This window comes from Streptomyces sp. NPDC013157 (assembly GCF_042899865.1).
GTDB lineage: Bacteria > Actinomycetota > Actinomycetes > Streptomycetales > Streptomycetaceae > Streptomyces.
In genome coordinates this window covers 1-16,879 of the sequence record NZ_JBIBAK010000036.1, presented here as the reverse complement: position 1 = coordinate 16,879, position 16,879 = coordinate 1, and the positions used below count along the sequence as shown (strand labels likewise).

Here is a 16,879-nt window from a genome sequence, read left to right as displayed (position 1 = left end):
CCACCGCATGCTCGACCACTACCTCCACACCGCCCACCAAGCCGCCGCACTGACCGGCACGGCGCGCGTACTGATCTCCCTGACGCCCCCGGCCGAAGGCGCGCACCCAGAAGACTTCGCCGGAGATACCGCGAGGGCGAATGCCTGGTTCTCCGCCGAGCAGACGGTGCTCATCGCGCTCGTCGAACAGGCCGCCACCCACCACTACGACGCCCATACCTGGCAACTCGCCTGGGCCATCGCCAGCCATCTGCACATATGCGGTCTTTGGCAGGAACAGAAGGCGGTGCACCTCGCCGCCATGGAGGCGGCGCTGCGGCTGGGTGACCCGGTCGCCCAGGCCCATGCCCACCGCGGTCTCGGAGTCGGTGCCCCGGGACTGGACAACTGGGACGAGGCACGCGGTCATGTCGAGCGCGCCATCGCGTTGTTCACCGAAGCCGACGACATGGGAGCCTGCGCCGACGCTTGTCGGACGCTCGCCTGGATAGCCGACCAGCAGGGCGATCTGGAGGGCGCGCTCGTTGCCGCGCAACGGTCGCTCGACCTCTACCGGGCTCTCTGCCTGGGGGCCGACGACAACCGCGGGCTGCTGCGGATAGCGGCCGGCCTCAACTCGGTCGGTTGGAGTCTCATCATGCTCGGTCAGTACAAGCAGGCCCTCGACTACTGCCTGGAGGCGCTGGACCTGTATCAACGGCTCGGGGACGAGACCACCGAGGCGCATATCTGGGACAGTATCGGCCACGCTCAGCACCACCTGGGGCAGTACGACGAAGCCGTCACCAGTTTCCGCAACGCTCTCGCTCTCTGGCAACAGCAGCCTGTAAGCGCTTCCTGGCTGACCGCGGACACTCTCATGGGCCTCGGAGACGCCTACCTGAGCCTCGGCCGGTTCGACGCGGCTCGCATCGCTTGGGCGGAAGGACTGGACGTCGCAGAGCGGCTCGGCCATGCCGATGCCGGCGCCTTCCGCACCAAACTGCGTGGCCTCGACGAGTCAGGTGTTCCCTCAGCGTGAAACTGTCGGGGATCCGGGAGTTCTCCGGTCCGCCAAAGGTGTCGGTTGACATCGCGCCCCCACGCCGACGGTGTCGGGCGCCGGTCCATCCACGGTGGCCGTCCGCGCGCCGTTGAACAGACAGCGGGCACGTCCTTTGCCGAAATCCGGCGCCCCGGGCCACCGCCCCGACCGCCCTCGGCCGCAGGACGCGTGATGGTCCGCCGACGGAGTCGGCGGACCATCACGCGAGCCGAGGCTGAACGATCACTTCGAAATCAGGCTGGTGGATCAGGGATGACGCCGGAGGATCTAGCAGTTCTGAATAGAAGAGATCCTGTCGTTGAGCCCATCTTTCTTTCCTTCAGGATTCAAGTTGTTCACGACGTCACCTGGAACAACCTTCAGGACCTTCCCGGTAAAATCGGTATTCTCATAGAAGCAGATCGCGTCACTGGACGACGTATTAAAAATATAGGAGATGCTGTCATTAAAGTTGGTGGAAGTCTCCGCCTCATTGTTGGTGCTCATATCATTGGCCGAGAAAAAGCTATTCACGAGATTATTGCTTGGAACCGGCAGATTCGAGCACAGCCCCTGGAGATTAGCGTCAGTGCAGACCAATACCGTTTCCGACCCATCCGTCACCGCCACCGGCGTCGTGTCGTCCGCGCCGCCGTCACCGCTTCGGCTTACGATCTCACCCTTGGTGATATGCTTAATAATATCGGCCTGGTTTTCCTTGCTGGCCTGCTTGGCGCTGCCACCACCATCTGCAGCTCCGCAAGCGCTCAGAGTCAGAAGGGCAAGGGTGGAAATAGCGGCACAAGCTGCAGCACGCACACGCGACATAAGAGATTCCTTTGAGTAGATGTATTCATCAAACGGAACGCAGGCGCTACACAAAACGCATTTGGCGAGTCGTGCGACTCATAGGTGATTTATCATTCCGTCTACACCCGGTACTACGGCCGGTATGTCGATGGAGTTCAACAGATTTCTCTGCGCTCAGAACGACGAGTTCAAGCCGCGCCTGCTCGGCGCATGAGTTTGCTGAGTCGACGCGGGCCGCCAGCGGCCGTCTTCAACGGGTCGGGGCACTTTCATGTGATTGTCTTCAATTAGTCGGACGGCTGCCGTGCGACTTCGGTTCACGGAAATTTCTTGCCGGCTCGGCTGACTCGGTAAGACCCTGCGGGAGCCCACGCGGATGACGGCGGGCGAACCGTTCGAGGAGAAGGCCAGGGCGACGGAGGTGCGGTCGCCTGTTGGCGGGCGCGACGAGCGGGCCGTCACCGCGCGGCGGGAAGCGATCCGGGACGACGTGAATGTGCGACGCAGGCCTCACGCGCCGACCACTGACACGCGAGAATGTGACACCTGGCGCTGAAGTGTCACATCCTCGACGGGAGCTGAGGCCAGGAACGCAGCCGTTCCCGCAGGGCTGCGTTCCTGATTCCGAAACCCCTGCATCGGGGTCGCGGCCTGTTCTCTCCGTTAACTGCCGAACTGTCCGATGAAGATCGAGTTGACCTTGTCGATACCGAAGTCCGCGAACTTCCCAGTGCCGTTGACCAGCAAGGCCGACTTACCGGTGCAGTTCGAACCCGACCAAATCTTGATCGGCAGGTTGTTGTCGGCGGCATCGTCCTGACCGATGGACGTGCCGAAGCTCGGGGTGTTCACGCATCCCTTGCCCGATACGACGCTCGTCGCGCCGTCCGAGTTGGTGACGTCCTCGAAGATCTTGTAACTGCCGTCCTCGGTACGCGGGGTGAGCTCCCTCTTCGTCTGGTCACCACTCTGCTGGCTGCTGTCATCACTGGGCTGGCCGCTGCCGGCAGGATCGACTTCGGGCTCGGATCCGCTGGAGTCCTGGCCGGCCTTGCCACCGTCGGGCGTGACACCGAACCAGGTCCCACCCACACCCTGGCCGTTGGTGTCACCCGGTTCCGTGTCCTTGCTGAACAGGTAGATCGGCCAACCGCCCAGCGTCACCTGGAATCCCTTGCCCCGCTTGATGAAACCGACGTCGGACTTCTTGATACCGTCGATGAACACCTTGCCCTTCGGCGCCACCACCAGCGGAGGCCACGTCTTCTCGCAGGCGCCGGTGCAGTTCGACGTCGAAGGATTCGGCTTGTCCTTGTCGAAACGGTAAAGGACGAACCCGGCACCGTTCGCGACCACCGGATTGAGATCACCCACCTCACTGGCCGACAGCTGCACCCACTTCCGGATGACCGGGCTGGACGCCTTGGCCTGATTCACAGGTGTCGCGTTGGAAGCCAGATCGCCAGTGCTCAGGTCCGCGTTGTTCTGCTTCGCGGTACCTTCCTTGAATGTCAGCTGACTGGAGGCTGCGGCAGCAGCATCCGATGCCCCTGAAGACTTATCGCTTCCACCACCGCACGCGGTAAGCAGAAGGGCACCCGAAAGAGCGACCGCAGCAAAAACTGAACTACGAGTGCGAGACACACAGACCCCCATGGGAAGTTCCGTCAGATTGCCGTCCCGGCTTTTCCGGAACGCCGACACTCCAGACACGGACGGTCCCCACCCGGCAGTTCTAAGGACCATCCTCCGATACAGGACCGTGACATTCCCTCTGGTTCCGCGCAGCACAACGATCACTGCTGTCCGGCACAGCCTGACGACACCAGCAGGTCAAGTGGGCCGTGAGGTCTCCGGTGGCGCGGCCGGCCGGGACGCTGGCCTGGCAGGTGAGGCGCCGCAGGCCTGGGCGATGCCGTGCGCACGGGTCGTACGTTCCTCTCGGGGGCCTTCTGCCTGCCCCCGCCGTCGGCCGGTCCGGTCGTAGGGGCTTCGGATGCCGGAGTCACAGGACGACTCCATGGGAACGCAGGTAGGCGACAGGATCGATGTCGGACCCGTACCGGGGTCCGGTACGCATCTCGAAATGGAGATGCGGCCCGGTGACCCGGCCCGTGGCACCGGACAGGCCGATCTCGAATCCCGTGCGTATCTGCTGCCCTGAAGACACCGTGATTTTCGAAAGATGGGCGTAGAGCGCGAAAAGGCCGTCGTTCTGCTGGACGAGAACGACGTTGCCGTAGGACTTGTCATATGTCGCGGACACCACGGTGCCCGGGTGCACGGCCACGACCTCGGTGCCCACGGGGACGGCCAGGTCTACTCCGGTGTGATGACCGGCGGCCCAGGACCCGGGCTGCCCGTACGGGGCGGTGATGACATATCCGCCGACCGGCCGGGTCCAGCCGTCGGCGGAGGGCTGTGAGTGACCCTGCTGGTCCTGGGCCGCGCTCGGCGAAGGAGAGTCGGCGGCGGGGTCCGGCGGCGAATCCTCGGCGGCCCCGTCTTCTCCGGGAGCTGCGACTGTCCCGGAGAGCGACGGTCCGCCGTCCGAGTTCGGAATGACGGCCGGAGGTGAACCGCCGTCGAGCGGCTCCTTGTCGGTGCCCGGCGGCGCAAGGTCGTGTACGGAGACCGGGGAGGGTGCGGAGGCGGCGGTCGCCGCCGGATCGCCGGCGGCGAAGGCAGCGAGAGCAGCCGCGACGATCACGGCGATGGCCGCCAGGGCGGCCACCAGCATCCACTTGCGGCGGCGCGGGCTGAAGGCGTCCGGGCCGAAATACTCCATAGCGAGAGTCCTCGTCTGTTCGGGATGCGAGTTGCCGACCGCCTCTCGGACCGCGCGGGGCACCGGCATCGGCGGTCTGGGGGCGTCGCGGTGTCGGTGCGCACGGGGCGGCCATGCCACCAGGCCGGGTGCGGCTGGTGGCCCCGCCGTCAGAGCTCTTCGATCGGGGGCAATTCCTTCTCTCGGTGTTGCCCCGGTTTGCAGCCCGCGAAGGGACCCCGGGGGTCACGCAGCGACGACATCACCGGTGTGAGGAAGTCGCGGTGCCAGGTCGCCGGGCCGCTCAGCGGAGCGTCTTTCCCGGTCATCTCCTGCCAGGCCATCCACAGGCCGTAGAGCTGGGCGACGGCCTCGAAGTGGTCCCACCAGCGAGTGCACCAGGGAGCGGTGGAGGAGATCTCCCGGCCGTAGACCGGCAACAGCAGACCGTGCACCCACACCGTCAGGTCGGCGATGGCCGCGCCGAACTCGTCTCCGGACTTGTAGAGGATGAACGGCGGGTCGTCCTGCGGAGCCGGGTCCGAAGCGTCGTCCTGCTCGTCCGCCTTCCCGTCCCCCGTGGGCGAGGTGTTCGCGGCCGACGGGGGCGGAACGGCCGGATCCGGGTCGTCCTTGGGAGTCGGGTCCGGAACGGCCGGATCCGATGGGATGCTCTCGGCATACGAGGGCTCGGCGTCCGCGTCTGCCGGAGCATCCGCCGCCGACAAACCCGATGCGGTCGGAGGGACCGGCGGCTCCGGCGGCTCATCCGCGTACGAGGGGACCGGCGGCTCATCCGCGTACGACGGGACCGGTGCGGTCCGGTCGCCCGACGGTGTCCGGGCGGGGGCGAGTGTCCCGGCGGACGGGGACAGCGCAAAGGCACGCGCCCAGCCGTCCGCGATCGGGTCGGTATCGGGAACGAGTGCGCCGCGGGCGTCCTGTTCCTGTTCCTGGAGGACGAACCGGGGGGAGGGTGCCGAGCTCCCGGCGCTCGTGGTGCCGTCGTCAGGATGTGACTTCATGGCCCGCCCACTTCTCCGCGGCCCGCCTGGTGATGGCCGCCGTCTCCTCGGCCGCCGCAGCCGAGATGGCGGCCGCGCCGGGCTCCTTGTACCAGGGCCGCAGCCGGATGAGGGCCGGCTTGACGCCGGTGGCCAGCAGCAGCGCGGTCCCCTTGGGCAGAGCCCGGATCCGGTCGGGAGGCAGGATCGGGTCGAGCCGGTAGGAGACGGACCGCGAAGTGCCTTCCTTGCTCCGTGAGACGCTGACGGTGCTCACGTCCCGCTGGCCCACGAGTTTGGACACCTTGTCGACGAAGTCGGCGTCGTCGAGCCCGGCGCCGAGGAGTTTGATCGTCGCGGCGCTCCACAGGGCGTCCATACCCGCCTCACCCCAGACCCGGCTGCCCTGCCGGTAACTCTGCAGCAGCGTCACTACGTTGATGCCTCGGGACCCCAAGTGGCTGTAGAGGTCCGGCAGGTCGGAGATCCGGCACACGTTGGCGGCCTCGTCGAGGACGGCGGTCATCGGCGGGTCCAGACGTCCGCCCATGCGTTCGGCGGCCATTACCCCGGCCCGCATCGTGCCGTCGGCGAGCCCGGCGATCACGCCGGCCGCCGATCCACCGCCGTCCTTGGAGAGCAGGTAGAGGGTGTCCTGGGTGAGGACGTGGTCGTGGGGCCGGAACTCGGGCAGGTACGGATCCGGTGACACCCAGGCGAGGATCTCCGGGTCGAGCAGGCAGGACACGCACTGCCGGGCCGTCTCGTAGATGCCGTCCCGGGTCTCCACCGCACCTCGGACAGTGCCCTGCAGCTGCTCGGCGAGCGCGTGCATGCCCATGTCGCGCAGCAGGTCGATCGGGGTGCGGTCGGCCGGGTCGGCCAGCCAGGCCAGCAGGTCGGTCACCGGCCTCCGGCCGCCGGCCGCTGCGTGGAAGAGCGCTGTGAGGGTGTTCTGGGCGGCGGATATCCAGAAGTCCTTCTTCGAGGAGTCGTCGTTGACGGAGGCCACGAAGTGTCCCGCCAGCCGGCGGGCGCCCTCGATCGTGACGCAGTCGGCGAGCATGTCCCACCACATCTCGCGGGGCGCGTGGGCGATGCCCTGGGGGTCGAACGTCCACACCCGGCCGGACTTGGCGCGTTCGGCCCGGGTGACCGCGTAGACGTCGGACTTGTTCGACGTCAGCAGGACGGCGCCGCGGGCCCGCAGCACCCGCGGGATCGCGATGCCGGTGGACTTGCCGGCGCGCGGCGCCATGAGGTCGAGTTCGACGTCCTCGAAGGAGGAGCGCAGTTCGGGGCCGTTGGGAGAGAGGTTGCCCAGGAGGTTGCCCGTGTCGTCGCCTTCGAGTTCCTTGATCCCCTTGAGCGAGGGACGCAGGCCGCGGGCGCGTGCGGCGATTCCCTCGGGGGTCAGCGCGGCGAGCTCCCGCGCACCGGCGAGTCCGGTGCCGCGGCCGAGCCGGCCGCGTACCGCGTTCAGCAGCAGGACGGCACAGGCGACGACAACGGCGAAAGCGGCGACGATACCGCCGTACACGGCGAGGGGGGCGGCGCCCGGCCACAAGGACCGGGGCCCGTGACCGGCCAGTTCGGCGAAGGTCGACAGGGCGAAGGGCGGCGGGTTCCAGCCGGCGCCGGTGGCGGCGGCCGCGGCCGTCCCGCCGAGCCAGACGATCCCGGACAGCAGCAGCGCGACGCCGGCGCCGACGACGATCACCCAGGGGGCGAGTTCGTTGCCCGACAGTCTGGGGCGGGTGGTCATATGGCCTTCTCCGACGTGGAGGAGACGGACCTGGCCTGCTCACCCGCCGCCCAGCGGCTGTTGGTGTTGTGCAGGTTGCGTTCCGTCTCGGTGATGGCGACCTTGATGGGGATGCCGGGACGGCCACCGACCTTGATGAGGAAGCGGCCGCGCCCGGGGGGTTCCTCGTTTCCGCCCGTGACGGCCCAGCCGGGCGGGGACGACCAGGAGGAGACGAGGTCGATCTCGCGCTCGGAGAGCCCGACGACCCGGCCCAGTTCCTCCATCTCGGTGCGGGGCAGGCCGGCGCAGACGACCATGCCGGCGCGTTCCACGAAGCCGCGGGCCTTGGCGCGGTCGGACTCGCTGCCGAGGGCCTCGGCGTCCTTCAGGGTGTGGGTGATCTTCGCGTCGCCGAGACCGAGGGAGCGGTTGAGGCGGGTCAGGGCGTCGATGCGGTCGACGATGCCGGAGGCGGCCCGCAGCGGGCGCCACAGCTCGTCGAGCACGGTGAAGTACCAGCGGCGCGGCGCGAGTCCGGCGTCGGCGAGGGCATGCGCGGCGGCGACGGTGCCCAGACCGTCGGACCAGGCCGCCAGCATGGCCGCCGCGGTGAGCTGGGTGTCGGATTCGCCGATGCGGGAGATGTCGATGCAGACAGCGGGGGCGGCGGGGTTGATCCGGGTCGAGGTGGGCGAGGCGAAGGTGTCGCCCAGTGGTCCGTCGAGAATGCCGAGCAGCGAACGGTGCAGGGGGTCGACCGCGTCGCGGTAGCGGGTGTCGTCACCGCGGTCCAGGGTGACGGCACGGACGCGGTCCGGTCCGTCCTGGAGTACGGCGAGCAGGTCGGGCAGCAGGGGCGCTCTGCCACTGGGCAGGCGTTCGCGCAGATGGTGCAGAGCGGCGGAGAGAATGGACTGTTCGTGGTCGTCCATCGGCCGGCTGCGCACCACGGTGATGAGCGCCGCGACCATGTTGAGCACCCGGCCGTGGGCCTCGGCTGCCAGCGCCTGTCCGGCCTTGCCTCCCAGGTGCGCCGCCGCCGCGCCCATGGCCCCCGGGTCGAGGATGTTGATGCCGCCGACCCCGCGGCCGATGGAGATGACCTGGCCGCCGAGGGCCCGCACGGTGTCCGCGTAGTCGGGCTTGAGATCTCCGAGGACCAGGGGCACCACGCCGGTGGCGGCCAGGCCGATGAGCATGCGGTTGACGAGGGTGGACTTGCCGAGGCCCGGCATGCCGAGCATGAACAGTGAGGGGTTGGAGATGTAACGGGCCCTGGTGAACCAGGAGATGGGGTCACCGCACACGGTGGCGCCCGTGTCCATGTGCTGGCCTAGCGGCACCCCCGTCATGGGGGAACCGGAGCCCGCGGCGAACGGCCACAGCCCGCAGGCCTGAACGGTGGTGGCCCGCCACATGGTCGGCGGGTCGAGGTGGCCGATCTCGCCTCCGCCGGGGCCCGGCCAGCCGCGGACCCCGGGCATCGGCTGCCGTCCGCCGCCTCGCGCCGCGGGCGGTGGGGCCGGGGTGTTGCGCCCGGCTCTGTCGCGCGTGTTCTTCACAACGCCTCCTGGAACGCTTGCGGGATGAGGGTGTGCTCCCATGGCAGGACACCGACGGGAAGCGTGCAGGTGAAGGCCGCGGCCTGCATGCGGTCGGCAGATCGCAGGGAGAGCCGGGCGGCGGCCTGGAGGTTGCGCACGGTGACGGCGGCGTCGGCCAGTTGCTCGGGGGAGTCGACCGTCACGGTGACCATGAGGGAGAACTCGACGAGTCCGGCTCCCGCGGCTTCCTCGGCCGCGGTCTGCTCGGCCGCCTGCACCTCCGAGGCGGCGCGGGCCTGGACCATGCCACGGCCCGAGGTGGCCATGAACTGGGCGGCGCGGCGGTCGGCCTCCACGATCCGCGCCGAAGTCGCCGGGTCGATGGGCCGGTAGACCAGCGCGACCCGCTTGCGGCGCGTGCCCGGAGCGGCCTCCAGGAGCCCGCGCAGAATGCTGGACCGCACGGTGCCGCGCGGCGCGAGCGTGAGCAGCCAGGTGCGCGACACCCCGGAATCGTGCTGGTAGGAGTTGACGGTCTCGACCGCGGCGGCGGGACCCGCGTCCTCCCAGTCCAGCCCCGTTCCGCCGTACTGGGCACGGGCGCCGAGCACGTCGCCGGCGACCGCGGGGTCGTAGGCGACGCGCACCACTTCGGCGATGCGTTCGGCCGACAGCGGTGCGGCGGATCCGCCGCCCGCGCCCACGAGCCCGCTCAGCAGACCGGGGATGCGGATGGCGAGTTCCGTGATGATCTCGCTCTGGCTGCGCTTCTGTCCCGGGGCCATGCCGTAGGTGAGGGCGATATAGGTGTGCATCTCGGAGGAGGCGGAAGGGTAGCGCTCGACGACCTCCCTCATCACGGCCTGCGCGGCGGCCGGCGCGTCCTCCTTGATCCGCGGGAGGACCTCGTTCGCCAGGCGGGTACCGGGGTCGGGCGCCGTCTCGATGATGACGGTGGCGCCGCGTAGTTGGGGTTCGTGCGACAGCCGTGCGAGCCAGTGGCCCCAGGCCGCCACCCATACGTCGGTCTGGTCGGGGTCGACGAGCGAGCCGCCGTCGGGTTCGCAGCCCAGCACGATGGTGTAGGTGTTGCGGCCCGGGTGGTGCAGTACGCCGAAGGGACGGTCGTAGGCGTCGCGGCCCTCGCTCACGGTGACACGGCTGAGCAGTCCGGGTGGGCGGAACCGGCCACCGGGCTGGCGCGAGAGCGGCCCGCTGACGTAGGTGTGAGCTCCTTTGGAACGGCGCCGGAGCCAGCCGACGCGCAGCGCCAGCAGCTGGTAGAGGTTGCGGCCGTCCTGGGTGCGCACCATGAGCGGCGCGATGAGGGAGGCCAGTGGCAGGATCACGAACAGGGCGGCCAAGAGCGAGATGAGTGAAACGAGCAGGGTCAGGACCAGGCCACCGAACACGCCGAACGTACCGACCAGCCCGAGGGAGCCGAGTCCGGGGCGCCGGGGCCGGCGCCAGTTCCCGTAGGTGGGATGCGCAAACGCTTCTGTCGACATGGTGTTTCCCGATTTGGTGAGTGGCTGAGGTTCCGGACGGCCGGGACGGATGACCACACGGTCGTCCGGACTGGGGGGGGGCGCTTGACAGGTGGCGGGGCGACGACAGGGGCGGGGCCGGCGAGTGGAAGAGCCGGCCGTGCGCCTTCGTCAGCGGTGGTGCCCGTGGTCGCCGTCGGCGCCGTCGACAGCACCGGCGGCCATGTTCCCCACCGCCTTGACGACGGTCGCCCCGGCGGCGACGGCCGCGCCGACGGGTCCCGCGGCCGCCGCGGCGCGCGTGCCTGCGGCACCGGCTCCGCCCGAAGCACCTCCGGCTCCGCCCGAAGCGCCGCCGCCTCCTGCGCCGCGCGCGCCGGAGGGACCGGCCGCGCCGGTGCCGCCGGCGGCACCCGGCTGGCCGGGCATCGCGCCTCCGCCCCCGCCTCCGCCCGACGCTCCGCCGATCGACCTCGCGCCCGAGGCGAGCGCGCCGGTCACGGCACCCACCCCGCCGCTGCCGCCGCTGCCCAGTCCGGCCGTGGCCGGGACGACCAGCTTGAGCAGAGCGGGCAGGGCGACCGCCGACAGCAGCAGAACGCCGATGCCGGCGATCTTCTCCTGCACTCCGTCACCGCCGGCGTTGGTGCCGTTGGAGATCATCGCGGAGCCGGCGAAGATGACGAGGCCCGCCGCCGGCTTGTACAGCAGCCAGGCGATCATCCAGCCGATGTGCTTGCGCCACCAGCCGGCGCCCCAGTTAGTCATGGACGCCGCGGCCGCCACCGGCAGGGTGCCCAGCAGGATGATCATGACACCGAGCCGGACATACATGAGGATCGTCTGCACGATTGCGGCGATGAGCAGGAGAAGTGCGAGAACCAGCAGCACGACCGACTGGATACGGTCGGGGTCGGCGCAGGTGACGGTATTGAGCTGAGCCTGTGCGCCGGTGGCGAACAGGTGGTCGGCGTAACGGTCCGCGAGGCTTGCGAGCGCGGTCATGACGGCTGTCGCGCCGCCGGCCACCAGCAGCACGCGCAGCAGGCCCTTGAGAGCCACCCCACCCGCTTCACCCCGGCGTTCGATTGCCATACGCCCCGCGGCGAACAGCAGCGACGCGACGGCGCCGTAGACCACGATCCACTGTGTCTGCTCGTTCACCGCACCGGCGGTGTCGGTGGAGAGGGTGGGGATGCTGGTGACGAGGTCGCCGAACACGGTGATGGCGGCGCCGAGCACCTTGTTGGCGATGACCTCCAGGATTGTGCCGATGGGGTCGCCGAGGAAGTCGAAGAAGCCCTTGATGATGTCGCCGGCGCCGTTTCCCGTACCGCAGGCCATTTCACACCTTCCAGAGAACGTAGCCGTTGGTGCCGTCCACCGTGGACAGCTCGGAATGCAGCCCCCCGTCGCTGGCCGGCTGCACCTTCCAGTCGCCCCCGCTCCAGCGCAGGTCGACCGACGTGCTGAAGTACTGACCGGCGGGGCTCTTGATCAGCACGTCGACCGTGGCGCTGGTCCTGGTGAAGTCCGAGACCAGGAAACCGGCGTAGGTGCCGTTCTGGCGGGTTCTGATGCTCGACTCCGGTATGGAGGCGCGCTGGGAGACGAACAGATTGCGCCCGAAGCCCGGCACGACCTGGTCCCGGGTGACAGCACGCCAGTCGGGAGACGTCATCTGAGCGGGAATGACATGAGCCGCCATCACCGCCCCCATCGGGGTGTGCGCGAAGCACCAGAGCACCGACCCGGTCGACCGGGTCGGCCCCGCCGTCGGTGAGACAGGCACCCGGGTACCGCCGATGGTCCGCCACCGGACGTCCTTGGGCGGTGCGGCGGAAGTGCTCTGGTCACGATCGTCGGTGCCGCACCCCTGAGGCCTGCCCGAGGTGTCCGCCGCGGCCCGGGTGAGCGGGCCTTCCGCCGTGGTCGACGCCAGTTGCCCGGATCCGCCGCCACCCGTCGCAGCCGCGGTCAGCGCCATGAGGAGGGCCACTGCCAGGAACCCGGCGGCCAGCAGCCAGCCTCGCTGTCTCCAGAACGGTGTCGGCCCGCCGTCGACGTCGTCAGCCGAAGTGAACACGGGATGCGTCTCTTCCGGCTCAGTTGAAGACGAAGGTGACGAGGGGGCCGGCCGTGGCGACCAGGACGCAGCCTCCCAGCACCATGCCGAGACGGCTCATGTGCTCGGAACTCTCGCCACGCTTCATCGAGATGGTCATCATCGCGCCGGTGACCAGCACGCCGGCGACACCGGCCGCGGTGCCCGCCCAGGCGGCGATGCCCAGAACGAGGTTGATCTTGCTGGTGAGCGCATCGGGCGCGTTGGGCGCGGGATTCGGAACGGCGCCATCAGCGAGAAAAAATGTGAGCATGACAGAACTCCCAATAAAGATGGTCGATGGACGAGCGAACGGGAAACAAGAGGGGCCGCCTGTGACAGCGCGCCGTCACAGGCCCAGAGGCCCGAGGAACTGCACGATGGGGCCGGCGGTCGTCGCGAGGACACAGCCGACGATGACGTAGAACAGACCGCGCATGTACTCGGCGCCCTCGCCGGGTACACCATGGCGTAGCTGCAGGGCCAGCAGCGTGCCCGTGATGATCACGCCCGCGACACCGGCGGCGGACGCGCACCAGGCGAGGATGCCGAGGACGGAGTCGGCGTCGGCGCCGGGGTCGAAGGTGGCGGCCGCCAGGACTTCGTGAGCGGCTGTCATGTGCATCAGAACCTGTCCTTCTGAGGGGGGCGCGCGGGCCCGACGAGCGCCGCGAGATCGGCGACTGCCTTGGGAGCTTTGGCGACCGGCTTTCCCACCCGCCACTGGGGGATCCACGGGATGCTGATCGTGTGGACCGCGGAGCGCAGCACATGGACGCGGCGGGACAGTTCCGCGGGGAGCCTGCCGGGCGCGTCCGCCACAAGGACGAGCGCCACCAACTCGACACCGGCCGGGTGCCTGCCCGTCCTCAGCGCGTCCAGTGCCTTGGAGGCGGCCTGCAGTCCCCTCACATGCGTCCGAGCCAGGAGCAGCATCCGGCCCGGCTCCCCCTGTGCGGTGTCCGGCCACGCGTGTCCGATGTCGGTTCCGCCGAACGCCGCGGCGAAGGTGGTCGCTCCGGCACCCCCATGGGCGTTGGCCCAACTGACACCCGAGGTGCGCGAGGCCGGGCCGGCGATCTCACCGGCGCCCTCGTGACCGCCTCCTCCACCGGTCCCCACCAGGGCGTCGGTGGGAGCCGCGCCTCGGACGACGGCGGGAGCGGGAGCGTGCTGCGCGTACGCCTCGGCGGGCAACGGTGTTTCCGTGGCCGGTGCGGCGGGCGGGTGGTGCGCATGTGGGTCGTGCTGTGCGGGCACCGGCCCGCGGATCCAGACGTCCATCGAGGGCATCGCCGCAGGACCACTCATCGTAGGAGGCTCCTTCTCTTCACGTGCGTCATCGTGGGCAGGACTGCAACAAGGCGGACAGCGGTGATGTCATCGGCACCAGAGAGGTGCGCGGTGTGTGGACATATGTGCTCGGGGCGGCGCCTAGGGCTTCCGGCCTGCTTCTCACCAGTCGTGAAGGACAGGTTTCGGCTGCCGCCGCGCGCTCCCTACAACTGCCAGACGGGCCTTCCGGCCGCACAGTTCACACTCGAAATCAATTAACCAGAATTGAACTGTGCCGGGCCTGGGCCACGTGTCCGACAACGTAGAAGTCCGGGAGAGGCGGGGGTCGGTGAGCGACAGCGCAGGTGAGTCGTCCGGACAGGCCCTGCGAGTCCGCCGCCCCAGACAGTGAAGGACAGTGAGATGCCCATGTTCCAACAGGCACCCCGCAAGGCGAAGTCGGCCGACCCCGCCACGGCCCCCGGAACCGTCACCCGGGAGGAAGACGGTCCGGTGATGTCTCAGTGTCATGTCTCGATCGGCGCCGACGGAACGGCGACGATCGACGGGAGGACCGTCACCGTGGCGGGCGACTCCGTCCAGACGGCGGTACTGGATCATCTGTACCAGCGCGCGGTGGCAATGACCCGCGCAGTCGAGGCGTCGGTGCTCGACCACCAGCAACGCATAAGCTTCCGGATCCTGGTGCGGCCGGACGGCGCGAGCCAATTCCTCGACACGCCTGTGCGGCTGGACGAGTACGGGGTCTCGCCCCAGGTGGTACCGGCTCCGGCGCCCCCTCCGCCAGTCGTGCCCGTGCCGCTCCACACCACGGCCGGCGCGGACGTTCCGTCGCCGGAGCCGACACCTCTGGAGGAGGACTACAGCGAGCCCCAGACCACCATCCTGAAGATCCCCGCCGCCTCATCGCGCCGGCACACGCCCGCCCCGGTTCCCGAAACCCCGCCCCTCCCGAGCACCCCGCCGCCGACGGTTCCCGAGACCCCGCCCCTCCCGAGCACCCCGCCCCCCACGGTCGTCCGTGCTCCGACGGCCCCATCAGACCCGGACGTGCCCGTGCGAGCCGTACCAGACCTCCCGCGCATACCGGAAAGCTCCGCACCACGCACGGCACAGTCTGTCGCCGTCACGGCCGGTGCCGGCGAGCAGCGCCCTGCGCCGCCACCGCAGACCGCGCGCACCAAGTCCGCGCAGGTGGCCGTCCCGGCGGAGCTGGCAGCAGGCGCGGCCCTCGTCTGGGAGGCCGTGACCGCGGGCGACCTGGTCCTGGCCAGGGTCCGCGCGGCCGCGCTGGTGCAACAGGCGACACACGAGTTCGGCTCAGGGCATCTCTACACCCTGGAGAGCCGCGCCCTGGAGGCCTATGTGGCGTACCTGAGCGGAGAGCACGGGAAAGCCACGGCGCTTTCGCTCCAGGTGGCCGAGCTGAGACACCAGCAGGGCGACCCCCGTGCCCGGGAGGACATCGAGCGTGCGCACGCCACCTGGGAGCTGCTGAACTCCCCTTACACCGCCGTGCCGCTCGGCAGGAAGCTGCTGGCCCTGTGGGATCTCATCGCCGCGGCCGCCGGCACCCAGGGGTACATCGCTGCGGAGAAGCGGCTGTCCGCCTTCTCCCGCATGTCCGCCCCCTCCTTCGCCGCCCCTCTGCAGTCCGACGGACCTCATCCGTGACCCGCTCAGGACTGGTCCGCCTCATGGCCGGAGCGTGGTTGCCGCTCACAGCCCGCGTTACGGCAGTGGTGCCGTCTGACACGAGGAGCCTCTGTGCCGACGCACTGAGTGGCGCGACCGCGGGACACGTGCCAAGGTGCTCGGCCGCTCCCGGACCCTACCGGCCGCAGCACTTCGTCTCCCGCGGCTCCACGCACCCGACGAGAGACGAGATCTGTCCCCCCACACACAAGTCGCTCCCTCCGCCCGGCCGGCCCACCAGGCCCCGGCGAAGTCCTGGCCGCGGATGCGCCCCGGGCACGGACGGACGGATGATCGGGACTCCGACCGGGCACTGATCCAGGTCTGCCCTGACGACACGCCCTGCGCACCCAGGATCAGGAGTCAGCCCCTCTCCGCTCCGCCTTCGAGGGGCCGCTCGGCTCATCGAGCCGACGCAATCTGACGCGCAGAGGCTCGGCGTCGGCGTGGCTCAGCTGCTCGAGGATGTCCAGTCCCTCGGTCCACGCGGCGCGGGCCGCGTCCGGCTGGCCAGCGCTGAGGTAGGTGTCCCCGAGGCGCCCAAGGGCGGCTGCCGTGTACCAAGGGGGGCCGCCGGTCTGCTGGTAGAGGTCGAGAGCGTTTCGGAAGCTGGTGACGGCCTCGTCATACCGTCCGAGATGGTGGAGGGCGAGGCCGATGCTGTCCCAGGTGTCCGCCGCGCTGCTGTCGTCTCCGAGTTCCTGTTGCAGAGCCAGTGCCTGCTGGCAGTGGTCGAGGGCCTGCTGATGCTGGCCAAGACGCGTGTGGAACCAGCCCACCCCGTTGAGTGTGGCCGCGACCGCCGTCCGGCGACGGCTGTCGTCGCCCCCGCTGTCGTCATCGGCCCGGTAGATCGCGAGGCTTCGCTGCACGGCGCCGAGCGCGTCTTCCAGATCGCCCTGTCGTCCGGCCACATAGGCCAGGTAGTTGTAACTCTCGGCGCACGCTCCCCTGTCGCCCGAATCGGTGAGCAGTTCAATGGATCGCTCGGCATGAACGCGCCCCTCTTCGAGACGGCCCAGGTCCGTGGTCGCGGCGGCGAGACCGCGGTGGGCATGGGCCTGGGCGACAGGGTCGCCCAGCCGCAGCGCCGCCTCCATGGCGGCGAGGTGCACGGCTTCCTGGTCCTGCCACAGACCGCGCCGGTGCAGGTGGTCGTTCACGGCCCAGGCGAGTTGCCAGGCGTGCGCGTCGTAACGATGGGTGGCGGCCTGTTCGACGGCCGCGAGCAGCACCGCCTGCTCGGCGGAGAACCAGCCCGCGGCCCTCCTGGTGTCCTCGGCGAAGTCTTCGGTGTGCGCGCCTTCGGCCGGGGGCGTCAGGGAGATCAGTATCTGTGAGGGATTCGTCAGTGCGGCGGCTTGGTGGGCGGTGTGGAGGTAGTGGTCGAGCATGCGGTGT

Annotated in this window: 15 protein-coding genes; 2 read left to right on the top strand and 13 right to left on the bottom strand. The window is 69.4% G+C overall.

Annotated features, from left to right (window positions below):
• Positions 1 to 1,021 (top strand): tetratricopeptide repeat protein (locus ACFY6U_RS51895; protein ID WP_390050125.1); only part of this gene is annotated, 1,021 nt, incomplete at its 5' end.
• Between the two features lie 291 nt (positions 1,022 to 1,312).
• Here ACFY6U_RS51895 and ACFY6U_RS51890 read toward each other — a convergent pair.
• From ACFY6U_RS51890 to ACFY6U_RS51835, 12 genes are all read right to left on the bottom strand, one after another.
• Complete coding sequence (locus ACFY6U_RS51890; protein ID WP_390050123.1) at positions 1,313 to 1,852, bottom strand: peptidase inhibitor family I36 protein; 540 nt, start codon at positions 1,850 to 1,852, stop codon at positions 1,313 to 1,315.
• 645 nt (positions 1,853 to 2,497) lie between these two features.
• Positions 2,498 to 3,547: a hypothetical protein gene (locus ACFY6U_RS51885; RefSeq protein WP_390050122.1), complete on the bottom strand. Its 1,050-nt coding sequence runs from the start codon at positions 3,545 to 3,547 to the stop codon at positions 2,498 to 2,500.
• A 292-nt stretch (positions 3,548 to 3,839) separates the two neighbouring features.
• Positions 3,840 to 4,622, bottom strand: a complete 783-nt coding sequence (locus ACFY6U_RS51880; RefSeq protein WP_390050121.1) for a M23 family metallopeptidase — start codon at positions 4,620 to 4,622, stop codon at positions 3,840 to 3,842.
• A 149-nt stretch (positions 4,623 to 4,771) separates the two neighbouring features.
• Entirely contained in the window at positions 4,772 to 5,626 is an 855-nt protein-coding gene (locus tag ACFY6U_RS51875; RefSeq protein WP_390050119.1) for a DUF4913 domain-containing protein, read from the bottom strand.
• A complete protein-coding gene (locus tag ACFY6U_RS51870) occupies positions 5,610 to 7,370 on the bottom strand; it encodes a type IV secretory system conjugative DNA transfer family protein (protein WP_390050118.1) in 1,761 nt (586 codons plus the stop codon). The genes ACFY6U_RS51875 and ACFY6U_RS51870 overlap by 17 nt, the downstream gene beginning before the upstream one ends.
• On the bottom strand, positions 7,367 to 8,836 hold the full coding sequence (locus ACFY6U_RS51865; RefSeq protein ID WP_390050127.1) for an ATP/GTP-binding protein: 1,470 nt from the start codon (positions 8,834 to 8,836) through the stop codon (positions 7,367 to 7,369). The genes ACFY6U_RS51870 and ACFY6U_RS51865 overlap by 4 nt, the downstream gene beginning before the upstream one ends.
• A 74-nt stretch (positions 8,837 to 8,910) precedes the next feature.
• Positions 8,911 to 10,404, bottom strand: coding sequence for an SCO6880 family protein (locus tag ACFY6U_RS51860; protein WP_390050116.1), 1,494 nt, complete (start codon positions 10,402 to 10,404; stop codon positions 8,911 to 8,913).
• Between the two features lie 150 nt (positions 10,405 to 10,554).
• Complete coding sequence (locus tag ACFY6U_RS51855; RefSeq protein ID WP_390050114.1) at positions 10,555 to 11,727, bottom strand: hypothetical protein; 1,173 nt, start codon at positions 11,725 to 11,727, stop codon at positions 10,555 to 10,557.
• A gap of 1 nt (position 11,728) precedes the next feature.
• Entirely contained in the window at positions 11,729 to 12,469 is a 741-nt protein-coding gene (locus ACFY6U_RS51850) for a hypothetical protein (RefSeq protein ID WP_390050112.1), read from the bottom strand.
• A gap of 19 nt (positions 12,470 to 12,488) precedes the next feature.
• Positions 12,489 to 12,761 carry a hypothetical protein gene (locus tag ACFY6U_RS51845; RefSeq protein ID WP_360252746.1) on the bottom strand — a complete coding sequence of 91 codons (273 nt, stop codon included), beginning with the start codon at positions 12,759 to 12,761 and terminating at the stop codon, positions 12,489 to 12,491.
• Between the two features lie 75 nt (positions 12,762 to 12,836).
• On the bottom strand, positions 12,837 to 13,106 hold the full coding sequence (locus ACFY6U_RS51840) for a hypothetical protein (RefSeq protein WP_360568122.1): 270 nt from the start codon (positions 13,104 to 13,106) through the stop codon (positions 12,837 to 12,839).
• Between the two features lie 5 nt (positions 13,107 to 13,111).
• A complete protein-coding gene (locus tag ACFY6U_RS51835; RefSeq protein ID WP_390050110.1) occupies positions 13,112 to 13,798 on the bottom strand; it encodes a DUF6668 family protein in 687 nt (228 codons plus the stop codon).
• 387 nt (positions 13,799 to 14,185) lie between these two features.
• Between ACFY6U_RS51835 and ACFY6U_RS51830 the strand changes: the two genes are divergently transcribed.
• Positions 14,186 to 15,457: a hypothetical protein gene (locus ACFY6U_RS51830; RefSeq protein WP_390050108.1), complete on the top strand. Its 1,272-nt coding sequence runs from the start codon at positions 14,186 to 14,188 to the stop codon at positions 15,455 to 15,457.
• A 377-nt stretch (positions 15,458 to 15,834) separates the two neighbouring features.
• Here ACFY6U_RS51830 and ACFY6U_RS51825 read toward each other — a convergent pair.
• The coding region (locus tag ACFY6U_RS51825; RefSeq protein ID WP_390050106.1) for a tetratricopeptide repeat protein at positions 15,835 to 16,879 on the bottom strand (1,045 nt) is incomplete at its 5' end.

Excerpts from the sequence above, each read along its gene's own strand:
- ACFY6U_RS51890 (WP_390050123.1), bottom strand. The coding sequence starts at position 1,852 with ATGTCGCGTGTGCGTGCTGCAGCTTGTGCCGCTATTTCCACCCTTGCC.
- ACFY6U_RS51880 (WP_390050121.1), bottom strand. The coding sequence starts at position 4,622 with ATGGAGTATTTCGGCCCGGACGCCTTCAGCCCGCGCCGCCGCAAGTGG.
- ACFY6U_RS51875 (WP_390050119.1), bottom strand. The coding sequence starts at position 5,626 with ATGAAGTCACATCCTGACGACGGCACCACGAGCGCCGGGAGCTCGGCA.
- ACFY6U_RS51870 (WP_390050118.1), bottom strand. The coding sequence starts at position 7,370 with ATGACCACCCGCCCCAGACTGTCGGGCAACGAACTCGCCCCCTGGGTG.
- ACFY6U_RS51865 (WP_390050127.1), bottom strand. The coding sequence starts at position 8,836 with ATGCCCGGGGTCCGCGGCTGGCCGGGCCCCGGCGGAGGCGAGATCGGC.
- ACFY6U_RS51860 (WP_390050116.1), bottom strand. The coding sequence starts at position 10,404 with ATGTCGACAGAAGCGTTTGCGCATCCCACCTACGGGAACTGGCGCCGG.
- ACFY6U_RS51855 (WP_390050114.1), bottom strand. The coding sequence starts at position 11,727 with ATGGCCTGCGGTACGGGAAACGGCGCCGGCGACATCATCAAGGGCTTC.
- ACFY6U_RS51845 (WP_360252746.1), bottom strand. The coding sequence starts at position 12,761 with ATGCTCACATTTTTTCTCGCTGATGGCGCCGTTCCGAATCCCGCGCCC.
- ACFY6U_RS51840 (WP_360568122.1), bottom strand. The coding sequence starts at position 13,106 with ATGACAGCCGCTCACGAAGTCCTGGCGGCCGCCACCTTCGACCCCGGC.
- ACFY6U_RS51835 (WP_390050110.1), bottom strand. The coding sequence starts at position 13,798 with ATGAGTGGTCCTGCGGCGATGCCCTCGATGGACGTCTGGATCCGCGGG.
- ACFY6U_RS51830 (WP_390050108.1), top strand. The coding sequence starts at position 14,186 with ATGCCCATGTTCCAACAGGCACCCCGCAAGGCGAAGTCGGCCGACCCC.